15 protein-coding genes are annotated in these 12,940 nt (G+C 58.9%); 8 read left to right on the forward strand and 7 right to left on the reverse strand.

Translation table 11 applies throughout. The features are described from left to right. Positions 1-332 (forward strand): integrase core domain-containing protein (locus C6W92_RS16690; RefSeq protein ID WP_164989281.1); only part of this gene is annotated, 332 nt, incomplete at its 5' end. Positions 333-681: 349 nt separating this feature from the next. Further along, the gene (locus C6W92_RS16695; protein ID WP_129435186.1) at positions 682-1,710 is read left to right on the forward strand and encodes an IS110 family transposase; all 1,029 of its coding nucleotides are present in this window, start codon (positions 682-684) and stop codon (positions 1,708-1,710) included. 252 nt (positions 1,711-1,962) lie between these two features. Here the strand turns inward: C6W92_RS16695 and C6W92_RS16700 are convergent, their stop codons facing one another. Continuing rightward, positions 1,963-2,301: a hypothetical protein gene (locus tag C6W92_RS16700; RefSeq protein ID WP_129435188.1), complete on the reverse strand. Its 339-nt coding sequence runs from the start codon at positions 2,299-2,301 to the stop codon at positions 1,963-1,965. Positions 2,302-2,404: 103 nt separating this feature from the next. Here C6W92_RS16700 and C6W92_RS16705 point away from each other — a divergent pair, with 103 nt between their 5' ends. Together C6W92_RS16705 and C6W92_RS18060 are read left to right on the forward strand one after the other, a co-directional pair. Then, a complete protein-coding gene (locus tag C6W92_RS16705; RefSeq protein WP_129435190.1) occupies positions 2,405-2,620 on the forward strand; it encodes a hypothetical protein in 216 nt (71 codons plus the stop codon). Next, a complete protein-coding gene (locus C6W92_RS18060) occupies positions 2,526-2,930 on the forward strand; it encodes a dATP/dGTP diphosphohydrolase domain-containing protein (RefSeq protein WP_241691197.1) in 405 nt (134 codons plus the stop codon). Before C6W92_RS16705 ends, C6W92_RS18060 begins: the two co-directional genes overlap by 95 nt. A 232-nt stretch (positions 2,931-3,162) precedes the next feature. Here C6W92_RS18060 and ade read toward each other — a convergent pair whose 3' ends face one another. From ade to C6W92_RS16735, 5 genes are read right to left on the reverse strand one after another with little or no spacing between them, the layout of a single operon-like run. Beyond that, a complete protein-coding gene (gene ade, locus C6W92_RS16715; protein ID WP_129435194.1) occupies positions 3,163-4,857 on the reverse strand; it encodes an adenine deaminase in 1,695 nt (564 codons plus the stop codon). Between the two features lie 10 nt (positions 4,858-4,867). After that, positions 4,868-6,445 (reverse strand): ABC transporter permease subunit, encoded by a 1,578-nt coding sequence (locus C6W92_RS16720; RefSeq protein ID WP_129435196.1) that lies wholly within the window; start codon positions 6,443-6,445, stop codon positions 4,868-4,870. Next, positions 6,435-7,205 (reverse strand): ABC transporter ATP-binding protein, encoded by a 771-nt coding sequence (locus tag C6W92_RS16725; protein ID WP_129435198.1) that lies wholly within the window; start codon positions 7,203-7,205, stop codon positions 6,435-6,437. Before C6W92_RS16725 ends, C6W92_RS16720 begins: the two co-directional genes overlap by 11 nt. Continuing rightward, positions 7,205-8,176, reverse strand: a complete 972-nt coding sequence (locus C6W92_RS16730; RefSeq protein WP_129435200.1) for an ABC transporter substrate-binding protein — start codon at positions 8,174-8,176, stop codon at positions 7,205-7,207. Before C6W92_RS16730 ends, C6W92_RS16725 begins: the two co-directional genes overlap by 1 nt. Positions 8,177-8,215: 39 nt before the next feature. After that, positions 8,216-8,965 (reverse strand): 5-formyltetrahydrofolate cyclo-ligase, encoded by a 750-nt coding sequence (locus C6W92_RS16735; RefSeq protein WP_129435202.1) that lies wholly within the window; start codon positions 8,963-8,965, stop codon positions 8,216-8,218. Positions 8,966-9,101: 136 nt separating this feature from the next. On the opposite strand from C6W92_RS16735, the gene C6W92_RS16740 reads away from it, so the two are divergent. Further along, complete coding sequence (locus C6W92_RS16740) at positions 9,102-9,938, forward strand: MurR/RpiR family transcriptional regulator (RefSeq protein WP_277815906.1); 837 nt, start codon at positions 9,102-9,104, stop codon at positions 9,936-9,938. Positions 9,939-9,991: 53 nt separating this feature from the next. Here the strand turns inward: C6W92_RS16740 and C6W92_RS16745 are convergent, their stop codons facing one another. Continuing rightward, positions 9,992-10,336: an IS4 family transposase gene (locus tag C6W92_RS16745; protein WP_347232818.1), complete on the reverse strand. Its 345-nt coding sequence runs from the start codon at positions 10,334-10,336 to the stop codon at positions 9,992-9,994. 100 nt (positions 10,337-10,436) lie between these two features. Between C6W92_RS16745 and istA the strand changes: the two genes are divergently transcribed. The 3 genes from istA to C6W92_RS16760 all read left to right on the forward strand — a co-directional run. Continuing rightward, entirely contained in the window at positions 10,437-11,960 is a 1,524-nt protein-coding gene (gene istA / locus C6W92_RS16750; protein ID WP_129435208.1) for an IS21 family transposase, read from the forward strand. Continuing rightward, positions 11,950-12,741 carry an IS21-like element helper ATPase IstB gene (gene istB / locus C6W92_RS16755; protein ID WP_129435206.1) on the forward strand — a complete coding sequence of 264 codons (792 nt, stop codon included), beginning with the start codon at positions 11,950-11,952 and terminating at the stop codon, positions 12,739-12,741. The genes istA and istB overlap by 11 nt, the downstream gene beginning before the upstream one ends. 65 nt (positions 12,742-12,806) lie before the next feature. After that, the coding region (locus tag C6W92_RS16760; protein WP_164989282.1) for an IS3 family transposase at positions 12,807-12,940 on the forward strand (134 nt) is incomplete at its 3' end.

Below are 12,940 nucleotides of genomic sequence, written 5' to 3' on the forward strand. Positions count from 1 at the left end.
CGAACAGGATCGAACACCGGTTAACCAAACCCAACCACCCGTGGAGTTCCGAGGATCAGAAAACAGTCCGGGGGACTGTTTTCCCGAGGGACGGCCAGGTCGAGAGGATGAATCGGACGATCAAGGACGCGACGGTCAAGCGCTTCCACTACGACAGCCACGATCAACTGCGCACACACCTCACAGACTTCATGGCAGCCTACAATTTCGCCCGGCGCCTCAAGACCCTCGGTGGCCTCACACCATACGAATACATCTGCAAGGTCTGGACCTCAGAGCCGGATCGTTTCATCCTCGACCCGATCCACCAGATGCCGGGACTGAACACCTAAGCAGCCATACAGACGGTGAAAATGCCACTAGCTCTGTGACACGGCTTCACTCCTGAAGAGGATTGGATCGGAGCCGCCATATTGACCCAAGTAACTGAGCACGCTGGGCGGCACCCCGTCGTCGTGCGGTGCGTAGAGACCACATCGCCGCAAGGTCGCGCGTAGATCTACACTGCGTCCGATTTTTTCCAGCACAACGCGCGAGGCAATGGGTTCATGTGCAGCGGTTGCGGTAACGCCCATCTTCATCCCATTCAGTGTGCTGGGACCGGCTTTGATGATGTGACCGCCCCCCGACGGCATCAATGTGCCAAGGTGGGTCTGCAACGATCCACAAAGGAGAGCGGTCATGTCGGAGATTATCACGGTCGGGCTCGATCTGGCGAAGAATGTGTTTCAGGCCCACGGGGCGGATGGAGCGGGGCAGCCTGTTCTGCGCAAGAAGTTGCGGAGGGGTCAGGTGCTGGCCTTCTTCAGCGAGTTGCAGCCCTGTGTTGTCGCGATGGAAGCCTGTGGCGGCGCTCATTTCTGGGGCCGTGAGATCGGCAAGTTGGGCCATGATGTACGGCTCATCCCACCCGCCTACGTGAAGCCCTTTGTCAAACGCCAGAAGAATGATGCAGCCGATGCCGAAGCGATCTGCGAGGCCGCGCTGCGTCCGACGATGCGCTTTGTACCTGTGAAGAGCGAAGAGACGCAGGGTGCGGCGATGGTGTTCCGCGTGCGTGAGCTTCTGATCCGGCAGCGGACCCAAGCCATCAATGCACTGCGAGGGCATTTGAGCGAGTTCGGACAGGTCGCGCCACAGGGGGCAGGGAATGCATCGAAGCTGATTGCAATCGTCGAAGACCCGGAAAGCGGCTTGCCAGCCGATGCTATCCCCACACTCAAGGTGCTGATCGCGGCGCTGACCCAGCTGGAGGCAGAGATTGTCAAGCTCGATGCCGAGATCGCCCGCCGGGCCAAGGAAAACGACGTGGCGCGCCGCCTGATGACGGTGCCGGGCATCGGTCCGCTGATCGCTACGGCCATCGCGACCCCTGCACCGCCGCCCGAGACGTTCCACAAGGCCCGGGATTTTGCAGCCTGGCTTGGCCTCACGCCCCGCCAGCATTCGACAGGCGGCAAGCAACGGCTGGGGGCCACGACGAAGATGGGCGAACGGTCCCTCAGGCGGCTGCTGATCATTGGCGCCAACAGCGTCATCATCAAGCGCCACGTTCATACCGAAGCCCGACTGGGCACCTGGTTGGCCGGAATGCTGTCACGCAAGCCACCAATGCTGGTGCGCGTTGCGCTGGCGAACAAGATAGCGCGGATCGTCTGGGCCTTGATGGCCCGGGGTGGCGTATACCAGTCTCCGGCCACGGCGGCATGAGCCAGCTGTAGGTCGCGAGGGCGTCGGAGCGGAAGAGGGCAAGGAGCAGTTTGGCGCAACAGTCGTGAGACGGGATCGGGGGAACCAGTGCGCAACAGAGTGCCTATGAGCACGCGGCTTTGATCTGGACCCGATCTTCGAACACCATGCGGGCCCGCGGCATGTATGACGCCGCATACGAGGCCGGATACATGTCAGCACCCGGTGACGCGTCGAAATCAGCTCCGAAGATTCCTCTTGCGCAAGGGGCGGTTATACATGTTGCACAAAGCAGGTGAGGCGCGCATACAGGTCGAGGGAGCGGTGCTGAACCCCGCTGGCGGCGATCTCCTGCATGCGGCGGCCCATCCGGCCGAGCGGCATCGGGGCACGCACGCGATCCGTGTCCTTTCCTTCGTAATGTTCCTCGTCGCGCACAACAGGCTCGGCCGTGCCACGGGCATGTTCGGCGACTACCGCCATGTCCTTGAGCACCTGCACCCGACCCGCGAGGCCGCGCACTTCCACCGACTGGCCGACGAAGCAGAACGGAACGCTGTAGCGCCGACCCTTGAAGCTTACGGTGCAGTCGATCCCGACCGGCCTGTACACGACAACGTCGGCCGCTCGGGGTCGTACTCCCGGCCACGGAACACCCTTGGGATCACCATTTCCAGCACCTGGAGTACCTCTCCGATTGCCTGCGGATCGGCGCATGACAGAGATGCTTCGCTACAACACGGGCAAGCTGCAGCTCTACTTCTTCCCGTCGAGTGTCTGGCGGGTGCTGATGGCCAACGGCCCCGACGACCTCAGCAGCGAGATGATCCTGGGCATTGCCCGGGTCCTGGAGTTCGGCGCCAAGACGTACAGCAAGGACAAATGGCGCAGCAGTAGGCAGCTGGTGCAAATGCGCCGACAGCGGCCTTAGTCACCTCTTCGCCTATATCGACGGCGAGACCCACGACCCGGAGAGCGGCTTGCCGCACCTCGCCCACCTGGGCTGCGACCTGGTCTTCCTCATTGAGTTCCAGGCCAGCAAATCAGGTCTCGACGACCGCTACAAGCGCCCGCCCCAGAAAATCGCGCCGCCGCACGTCAAACTGGATTCGCCCGAGGCCTACCTCCTGGACCTGATCGCTCGCTGGCTGGAGACCGAGGACGACCAGTTCATCGAGGAAGCCCTCGTCGTGCTCAACGACATCTACGGGAAGGGTGGAGATGAAGCGCAAACCGCCTGACCCTGGCGACCTGCTGCACGTCCTGCTGCTCTGGCTCTGCCCCGTCTACCTCGCCAGCCTGCTGGCCTTCTTCCTGGAAACCATGAAATGAACATGACCGAATACGGGGAGACGGCGCTAACGAGATCGAGGCGAAGAGTGAGACAATCCCGGACGCCACGCCGCGTTGTGTAAGTCAGGCTGACTCCGAGACCGGGCCTTCTCCAGCGAGAGAACAATGTCCTGGGAGCATTCAGGGGATCACTTCGAAGCGGTCGACATCGACCATTCCATGATCGGTAATTTTCAGATGCGGGATGACAGGAAGCGCGAGAAAGGCCATTTGCAGGAACGGCTCTTCGAGTGATACTCCTAGAGTTTTTGCCGCAGTGCGCAAGTCACGCAGTTTTTCTTCTACACGCTCAAACGGCTCAAGGCTCATCAAGCCCGCAATCGGCAAGGCCAGCTCGGCCAGAATCTTGCCGTCGCGCACCACGACGAACCCCCCTTCGATCTGTTGTAGGCGGATGGTTGCAAGGGCAAGGTCGTCATAATCAACACCAACCGCGACGACGTTGTGATGATCATGACAAACCGTTGCCGCGATGGCGCCGCGTCGGATATCGAACCCGCGGACAAAGCCAGTGGCGATATTCCCGACTTTGCCGTGCCGTTCGATTACTGCAACCCGAGCCAAGTCCTGAGTGGGGTCCGGGTATTTGTCGCCTGCCTCCGGGGGGATTTCTTCGATCAGGTGCTCGGTAATAATCTTTCCTGGAATGATTCCAATGATCGGCGTCTGGGTTCGGTTGCCCTCGCACCGAAAGGAATCCGCGGTGATTAGTGGCAATTTGACCGATTGCCGCGCGATCGGTTCGGTGATTTTTCGCGCAGCGAATTCGGCATCATCGGCAACACGGCCGCCGGACAGAACCATTTCAGCGCGACAGGTCGCCAGATCATCGAGCACGACGATATCGGCGCGCTTGCCGGGAGCGATCTGCCCTCGATCCTTCAGGCCAAATGCCTCTGCGGCAGAAAGGCTCGCGGCACGATAAACTGAAAAAGGATCGGCCCCCCGGGCTATGGCGGTCCTGATTATATGATCCAGATGCCCCTGCTCCGCGATATCGAGCGGATTGCGATCATCCGTGCAAAAGCAAATATAGGGAGAATTGAGTTCCGTAATAAGTGGCGTCAGCGCTTCCAGGTCCTTAGACACCGATCCTTCACGGATCAGAATGCGCATGCCCTTTTGCATTTTTTCCAACGCCTCTTCTGATGTGGTTGCTTCATGCTCCGTTCGGATCCCAGCCGAGACATAAGCATTCAGGTCTCGCCCCCGCAGCAGAGGCGAATGACCGTCTATATGCTGGCCCCGGAAAGCCTCCAGCTTTTTCATTACATCGGGGTCCGCGTTAATAATGCCGGGGTAGTTCATGAATTCCGCGAGCCCGAGCACTGCTGCATGATCCTGGAAGGCGATCAGGTCATTGACGTCGAGCGTCGCCCCGGTGGTTTCCATGGCCGTCGAGGGAACGCAAGACGACAGCTGCACGACGATATCCATGATCGTGTGTTGGCTGGCATCGAGAAAATAACGGATGCCCTCGGCTCCCGCCACATTGGCAATCTCATGCGGGTCGCATATTGCCGTTGTGACGCCCTTGGGGCAGACGCAGCGATCGAATTCGAACGGCGTCACGCAGGAGCTTTCGATGTGCAGATGCGTGTCTATGAACCCGGGAACCAGATACTTGCCTGTCACGTCAATGACCTGTTGACCTTCATAGTGATCACATATCCCGACGATGGTCTCCCCGCAGATTGCAATATCTCCTTCCAGAAACCTTCCTGTCACGGTATCCAGAACGCGGCCGCCGCGCAGGACGAGATCGGCGTCTGTCCGGCCGCGGGCTTGTGCGATAAGTGTTTGGAGCGGTTGCATGACAGTCTCCTCATTCCACGGCCTGCATTCCCAAGCGCGCTAACGTCCGGCGTTCCACGATTAGAACCGCGTAATAGAATACGACGGACAGGCAGACGGATACCGCGGCGACCGTCCAGATCATGGCATAGTCCAGATATCCGCGGGATTGGTTCAGCAGGTTGCCAAGGCCAGTCCCGGTCGCGAGCCATTCAGCAATCATCACCCCCAAAAGCGCACGCGGAACTGTCAAGCGCGTCGCGGCGAAGAGATATGGCAAGGCGGCCGGGATGGAGACCATGCGCAACTCGTTCCACGCGGATGCACCGTAGGCTCGCGGGAGGTCGAGTACCGAATGGGGCACACGTTGAATCCCCTGAACCAACAGAACGAAGGCCGGAAAGAACGTCACTGAGATCGTGATCCAAAGTGTGACCGAGTGTCCGCGTCCCAGTATCAGCACGAGAAGCGGTGTCAGGGCCACGAGCGGCATGGTTTGCGTGACAAGGGCAATCGGCATGAAGGTTCGGATGAAACCGGGGAAAATCCGCGCCGATATGGCAAGCAGAAATGCAAAGCTAAGTCCGGCAATCATGCCGATCGCAGTGAGCGGTAGCGTCTCCATCAGAGCAGCCCAAAGTTTTGCCCGCGCGATGTGGGACGTATCGGTGGCGAACAGGTATTGGACAACACCGAGCGGTGTCTTGGCAATCAAGTCCGGCACGCCCGAAAGCTTGATGAAACCCCACCAGACAATGAACGGAAAGAGGACCGCGCCGGCAGAGATCGCCACGCGTACCAGGACCGGCTTGTCGGCATCACCATCCGCATCCGGAATAGCCGTGTTAAGTGTTACTGAGCGCGTACTGCCCAGGGTTCGGGTCGAAATGACTGCAAAGACAAGATAGCTTAGCCCGGCGATCAATGTCGCAACTAGCCCGATGCCCCAAAGCCGGGCCGGATCACCGCGACCGAGGGAGCCCAGTAGATAGGTCCCGAGCCCCCAGCGCCCGCCGCCACCGAACTCCGCAAGGATCGCCCCGAGCACTGCGTTCGGTGCTGCTATACGCAGGCCGCTGAGTATGTCGGGCACGGCACCGCGCAAACGCACAAATTTCATCACAAGCCAGTCTTTGCCGCCGTAGGCGCGTACCACATCAGCCGCACGGGTGTCGTACTGTGACAGCCCAACGACAGTTGCGCTCATTGTCACGAAATAAACCCCTAGCGCAGCGAGTGCCACACGCGGGGCCATGCCTGACAATGTCAGCACAAGAATGGGGGCAATCGCGATGGGAGGTAAAGCAAAGACGGCAATATTGAATCCGCGCGTTAAACGCATCAGGGTCGGAAAGAGGACGAAGACGATTCCTGCACCAATGGCGACCACATTTCCAACTACAAATCCCAGTGTTGATGCATATACCGTTGCAGCGACATGGCCGGGATAATCGCCGCGATCTGCCCAGAATTGCACCAGGATTTCGGTCAGCCCAGGAAGCGCCCCACCAGCCACCCAATCCATTCGACCAACGAACTCCCAGGCCAGAAGCAAAATGGCCAGGTTGCGGAATAGGGCGCTGCGAAGAAATTCGAATTTATTCGCCATGAAGCACCCTTGCAATTTTTTCGCACAATGCGTGGAAATCTGGGTCGGAATACAGCTCCATCTTACGCGGACGCGCGAAGGGGATTTCCGCGGCCTCGACCACCCGTCCGGGATTTGAATGCATCACGACCACGTTATCGGCGAGAAACACCGCTTCGTCGATACCGTGGGTGACGAGGAGCGCGGTTGACTCCGTTTCCATCCAGATCCGCTGCAATTCGACATTCATCTTGCGCCGGCGGATCTGGTCCAGCGCACCAAAGGGCTCATCCATGAATAGCACTTCCGGCTCAGTGATAAGCGATCTTGCGATCGAAACACGCTGCCGCATGCCGCCGGACAATTGCCCAGGCAATGCTTTCTCGTAGCCTCTCAACCCAACGAGTTGGATGAGTTTTTCGATCTCATGACGGTATTTCTCGGGATCACGCTTCAGAACCTCCAAAGGAAGCGATACGTTGCGCTCGACCGACCTCCAGGGAAGCAGTGCAGCGTCCTGAAAGGCCACTCCGGTGACACCGCCAGCTGTGGCTTCGGCCGGCGGTTTTCCAGCGATCCGTACTTCTCCGCTGTCGTAATCCTCCAAACCCAACGCAACGCGCATGGCTGTGGATTTTCCGCAGCCGGACGGCCCGATTAGAGCGGTGAATGAACCTGGCGCACAATCCAGGTTCATATCCTTAAGCGCCTCGACCTCCGAGCCCCGTCCACGGTATGTCTTGTGGACGGCGCGCAGATGGATACCATGATCCTGAAGCATCAGATCTCCTCGAGAAGCGTGGTGTCGAACATGTCGCGGGTGCCGTTGATCCCAATGGCCTTAAGCGCTTCGAGGTTTTGCTCAATCGCCGTTTCCGACATCGAGTACACACCATTCGGCGAAACGATAAGGTCCTTCTGAGCCTTGTTGAAAAAAATCTCGTTTTCGATGGTGCGGCCAGTGCCCTTGAACCACGACCCTTCCCACTGCGGAGGATAGGCCGTCGGGTCCGCGAGATTCTCGTCCCAACCCTTGCGGCTTGCACGCAGCCAGGCCACCAGCTCGGCCCGTTTGCTCGCAAGTGTTTCTTCGGTCACGACGACTGTGTCGTTGAAAAGGGTTACGCCATAGTCGAAAAGTAAGAAGGAATGCGCCTCTTCGCCCATTTGGGAGATCGTATAGGGAACGTTCGTGGTGAAATCCAGCGAGGCGTCGATTTCACCACGAACCAGCGGTGTCGGATCATACGCATAGGGCACGATATTGACCGCATTCCGATCTATTCCGTTTAGGTTCAACAACGCCTCGACTGTAACGGTATTCACCGGCGGAACGGCAATTGTCTTCCCAACCAGGTCGGAGGGCGCGCTTATTGGGTTCTTCTTCAAAGACACAACGCCGATCGGGTTCTTCTGATACTGTGCTCCAATGATTTTAAATTTGGCCCCTTGTTGGGAAATGGCCCGGATCGTTGTGTCTGGCGTCGTTAGCGCTAGATCAGCCCGGCCCGCGATGATCGTGCTTTCGGGAATTACGTCGGGCCCCCCGGAAAGATATGTCAGATTCAGCCTTTCCTGGTCGTAGTACCCCTTGTCAATCGCCAGGAAGTAGCCGGCAAATTCTGCATCGTTGATCCAGGACGCCTGCATTGCAAAGGGGCTCGTCGCAAGAGCATGGCGCGGAAGTCCGGCGACAGTTGCGGCGGCGGCGGTGGATTGTAAGAAAGTTCTTCGATTGATCGGTTGTGCCATTGGTAACTCCTGGTGTTGAAAATCAGTGGTGTCTTTGCGTCAGGACATGGGCGGAGCCAGACCTTGCAGCGCACGCAGCTCTTGAAGCGGTGGCGTCTGGTCGATTTGCTTGGGCTCCAGCAGATCCCAGATCACGCCGTGCGGACGCTTGGCGCGGCGTTCGACCTCGTGCAGACCTCCGGGGGTGGCAATGTAGTCAACCAGAATGTCCGTTGGGCTCGGATGCAGTTTTTCTTGAACGACCTGACAATCATGCACGGCGGCAACAACCGGCGTCTCTTCACCCACGAGGCCGAGATCGGTGAACATACCCCATTCCAGGTCGAAGAAGCCGTGGCCTTTGCCGAAACGCACCCCGTCGACCGACACGGCTGAGGCACCCGTCACAAGGAAGTCAATCTTGCCGTGATGGGCGATCTCTGCTAGCGAGATCGGCTTCCCGAAATGCTCCATCCCATCAAGCCATGCGGCATACAATTCGTCCCCTTTCGGAACACTCCCGGGTTCGATGTATCGGAACCCACGATAGATCCCGTATGTCGACATGAAAAAAGGCTTCTTCATCTCGATCAGGTGGCATCGCAAGTCTACCAGGCAGTTGTCTGGCGTTACGAACAGGAATTCGGCCTCCTGGAAAGCCTTCATGTCGAGAATGCGCCTGGTCGCTGTTTCAGAACCTTCGAAATCTGGGATGACCTCTGCAAAGTTCTTGTCGAACCGTGTGTCCGGCTTGGCCACGTCTTTCAGTTTTCCCCAGATCTGTTGGCGGATGATGTTTGATTTTGACACGATATGCCCCTACGGTTTCAGTGTGCTGTTTCATGGTTTCAAGTATCGTTCCATCGTTTCAGAAATATGAAACCATTGTTTCAGCGAGTCAAGAAAAATAACAAGATATTGAAAAGGCTATATATTGTCCACACGGTTGTCCCTGAGAATCCAAGAACGTATCTCCCGCCTGACAAGAAGTGAGCAGAAGTTGGCGAAGGTGATTCTCGCGTCTCCGACGATTATTGAAACACATTCTGCGACGGAACTCGCGGCCCTCGCGAATGTGTCAAAGGCGACAACCGCGCGGTTCTTTCGTGCGCTTGGCTATGCCGATTTCGAAGAAGTCAAAGTCCAGGCGAGGGAGGAGCGAGACCGAACTCAGCCTTACAGCTATTCGGTATCACCCAATGGAAATCCGGTCCTGGGCCGGAAGATCAGTGAGCATCTCGAGCTGGAGCTTGTGAACCTCAACCGGACATTTGAGGAAATGGACCCCGATGCTCTCCGTCAGGCGTCCCGAATGATCGCGGACGCGCCTAGGGTCTGGTTTCTGGGGTTGGACAGCAACATCTGGTTCGCGCGCTACGCCCGTGCCGTTTTTCTCAGGCTGAGGCACAACGTCAATGCGGTGAATGTCAGCGAAGGCACCCTAGCCGAAGACCTGGCCATGATGGGGCCGCGTGATGTGCTCATTGTCATGGCACAGGGGCCGCAATCCAAGGACTTGAATCTAATCTTGTCACACGCACGAACGACCCGGGTCAATATCATCATGATCACGGATCACACCAATTTAGCTCAGGCCAAGCGCTTTGCCGACATGGTCTTGCGCTGCCATATCGCGAATTACGGACTGATCGAGACCCACACAACAATGGTTAGCCTACTGCGCCTTCTGGCCGTGTCCTATGTGGGCCACGTGGGGGAGGCAGCCGTGCGACGCGCCGGACTGATCGATGACATCAACGAAGAATTGGAGAGATTTGGCTGAGAGGTAAAGCGGAAGATGCGACCGTTCTGGCCAGGGTGGTCAACGGCTTGCAGTTACCCACAAGTGTCCGGCGGCGGCGTTGCGATGCGTGCTCCTTCGACGAGATCGGTGAGGCGGGAGAGGCCCCGCCATATCACGGTCGTACCTGGTGGCGGGTCAGAAGTGCGGTTGAGATAGCCACCGAGCCGTGCGACGGTCCTGACATAGAAATCAAGATCGCGCGGCGCCTGGCTCTTTCTGTCCGGCGTCGCGTACTCAAGCAGGTGGCGCTCGGCGTCCGTGAAGACCGCCGCAGGGGCCATGTTAGGCGCCTCGCGGCTGAGCATAGTCAACCAGGATACCCGCCAAGCCACGACACTGCACAGCGCGATGCAGTTGGCCAAGCTGTTGGATGTCACTGAGAACTGACCCAGCAGCCGTCGAAATTGTCACTGAGATTTGACCCATGTGGAACCTTGCCCCTGACGGGATTTGTCGGGGGATATTGGAGTGATCGACATGGGATTTTTGAGCGTCATTCGACGTTGGGCTTTGCGGGACAAGATGCCCATCCGCGAGATTGCGCGGCGGACTGGGCTGTCTCGCAACACGATCAAGAAGTATCTGCGGGCGGGGATTGTTGAACCCCGGTTCCTGACGCCGGCGCGGCCGACCAAGCTGGACCCTTATGCGGAGAAGTTGTCAGGCTGGCTGGTGACGGAGCAGCGCAAGTCGCGCAAGGACCGGCGCACCGCAAAGCAGATGCACGCTGATCTGGTTCAGCTTGGCTATGACGGCTCGTATGAGCGGGTCGCAGCCTTTGTGCGGAACTGGAAAGGTGACCGGCAGCGCGCGCAGCAGACGACCGATCGCGGGACATTCGTGCCGCTGGTGTTCCGACCGGGCGAGGCGTTCCAGTTCGACTGGAGCGAGGACTGGGCCAATGTTGGCGGCGAGCGCATCAAGTTGCAGGTGGCTCACATCAAGCTGTCGCACAGCCGCGCGTTTCTGGTGAGGGCATATCTGCTCCAGACCCACGAGATGCTGTTCGACGCGCACTGGCACGCGTTCCGGGTCTTCGAGGGCGTGCCTGGCCGCGGGATTTACGACAACATGCGCACAGCGGTGGATCGTGTGGGTGCCGGCAAGAAGCGCGACGTGAATGCGCGGTTCATGGCCATGACCAGCCATTACGTCTTTGAGCCCGATTTCTGCAACCCGGCGGCGGGCTGGGAGAAAGGCCAGGTCGAGAAGAATGTTCGCGATGCGCGCCACCGGCTCTGGCAGGTGATGCCGGCCCTCCCGGATCTTAATGCGCTGAATGTGTGGCTTGAGGAACGGTGCAAGGCACTATGGGCTGAGACCGCGCATGGCAGCCTGCCCGGCAGCATTGCCGATGCCTGGGAGGTCGAGAAGCCCGCGCTGATGCCGTTGCCTACGGGTTTTGATGGTTTTGTCGAACACAGCAAGCGGGTATCACCCACCTGCCTGATCACCTTCGAGCGTAATCGCTACTCTGTGCCTGCCAGCTTTGCGAACCGCCCCGTCAGTCTGCACATCTATCCCGAACGGCTGGTGATCGTGGCGGAAGGGAGCGTGGTCTGCGAGCATCAGCGCATCATTGAACGGTCGCACCGGCAACTTGGCCGCGTCATCTACGACTGGCGCCATTACCTTGCCGTGGTCCAGCGCAAGCCGGGCGCGCTTCGTAACGGCGCCCCGTTTGTCGAGATGCCGGAGGCATTCCGTCAGTTGCAGGGACAGATGCTGCGCAAGCCCGGAGGCGATCGCGAGATGGTCGAGATCCTGTCCCTGGTCCTGCATCACGATGAACAGGCCGTGCTATGCGCCGTGGAAATGGCGCTGGAGGCGGGCGTGCCAACCAAGACGCATGTGTTGAACCTGCTCCACAGGCTGGTGGATGGCACGCCGACCGACCAGCCCGATGTGACGCCGCCTTCGAACCTCGTCCTCACGAAGGAACCTGAGGCCAACGTCGCACGCTATGACGGATTGCGGGGAGGCACACGCCATGCGTCATGACCCCGCCGGAGCCGCCATCATCATCATGCTGCGCAGCCTGAAGATGCCGGGCATGGCGCAGGCCGTGCATGATCTCATGGAGCAAGGAGCGCCTGCATTCGATGCGGCAATCCCGATGTTGTCGCAGCTGCTCAAGGCTGAAATGGCCGAACGTGAGGTGCGCTCCATTGCCTATCACATGAAGGCCGCACGCTTCCCGGCCTACAAGGATCTGTCCGGCTTCGACTTCGCCGCCAGCGAGGTCAATGAAGCCCTCGTGCGCCAACTGCATCGGTGCGAGTTCATGGACGCGGCCGAAAATGTGGTTCTGATCGGCGGGCCCGGCACTGGGAAAAGCCACGTTGCGACCGCCATCGGCGTCCAGTCCATCGAGCACCACCGCAAACGTGTGCGCTTCTTCTCGACCGTCGAACTGGTCAATGCACTGGAACAGGAAAAAGCCCAAGGCAAGGCTGGAAAGATCGCCGAGGCGCTGGTGAAGACCGAATTGGTGATCCTCGACGAGTTGGGATACCTGCCGTTCAGCGCCTCGGGCGGTGCGCTGCTGTTCCATCTTCTCAGCAAACTCTACGAGCGCACCAGCGTCGTCATTACCACCAACCTGAGCTTCAGCGAGTGGGCAAGCGTCTTCGGCGACGCCAAGATGACCACGGCGCTGCTCGATCGCCTCACCCATCGCTGCCACATTCTGGAGACCGGCAACGACAGCTACCGCTTCAAAGCCAGTTCCGAGACAGCCAAAAAGAAACGGAAGGAGACAGCAGCATTGACGCCATCATGAATTAGCAAACATAACGACCGGGCGGGTCAGATCTCGGTGACAATGCCGGGTCAGTTCTCAGTGACATCCAACACCGCGCCCTTCTCAACGATATTCGCTGCGCACACGCGGAAAGCGGTGGATGTTACGGTGCGCCTCGCATCCACGCTGCGCTACAGGCTGCCGGGCGGCAGATCGGACGACACCGTATCGCCCGCCT

Source organism: Roseovarius sp. A46, from assembly GCF_004126395.1.
In the GTDB taxonomy this organism is placed as follows: domain Bacteria; phylum Pseudomonadota; class Alphaproteobacteria; order Rhodobacterales; family Rhodobacteraceae; genus Roseovarius; species Roseovarius nitratireducens.

Bases quoted from the DNA above. Each gene is read 5' to 3' on its own strand.
- C6W92_RS16695 (WP_129435186.1), top strand. From the start codon at position 682: ATGTCGGAGATTATCACGGTCGGGCTCGATCTGGCGAAGAATGTGTTT.
- C6W92_RS16705 (WP_129435190.1), top strand. From the start codon at position 2,405: ATGACAGAGATGCTTCGCTACAACACGGGCAAGCTGCAGCTCTACTTC.
- ade (WP_129435194.1), bottom strand. From the start codon at position 4,857: ATGCAACCGCTCCAAACACTTATCGCACAAGCCCGCGGCCGGACAGAC.
- C6W92_RS16720 (WP_129435196.1), bottom strand. From the start codon at position 6,445: ATGGCGAATAAATTCGAATTTCTTCGCAGCGCCCTATTCCGCAACCTG.
- C6W92_RS16725 (WP_129435198.1), bottom strand. From the start codon at position 7,205: ATGCTTCAGGATCATGGTATCCATCTGCGCGCCGTCCACAAGACATAC.
- C6W92_RS16730 (WP_129435200.1), bottom strand. From the start codon at position 8,176: ATGGCACAACCGATCAATCGAAGAACTTTCTTACAATCCACCGCCGCC.
- istA (WP_129435208.1), top strand. From the start codon at position 10,437: ATGGGATTTTTGAGCGTCATTCGACGTTGGGCTTTGCGGGACAAGATG.
- istB (WP_129435206.1), top strand. From the start codon at position 11,950: ATGCGTCATGACCCCGCCGGAGCCGCCATCATCATCATGCTGCGCAGC.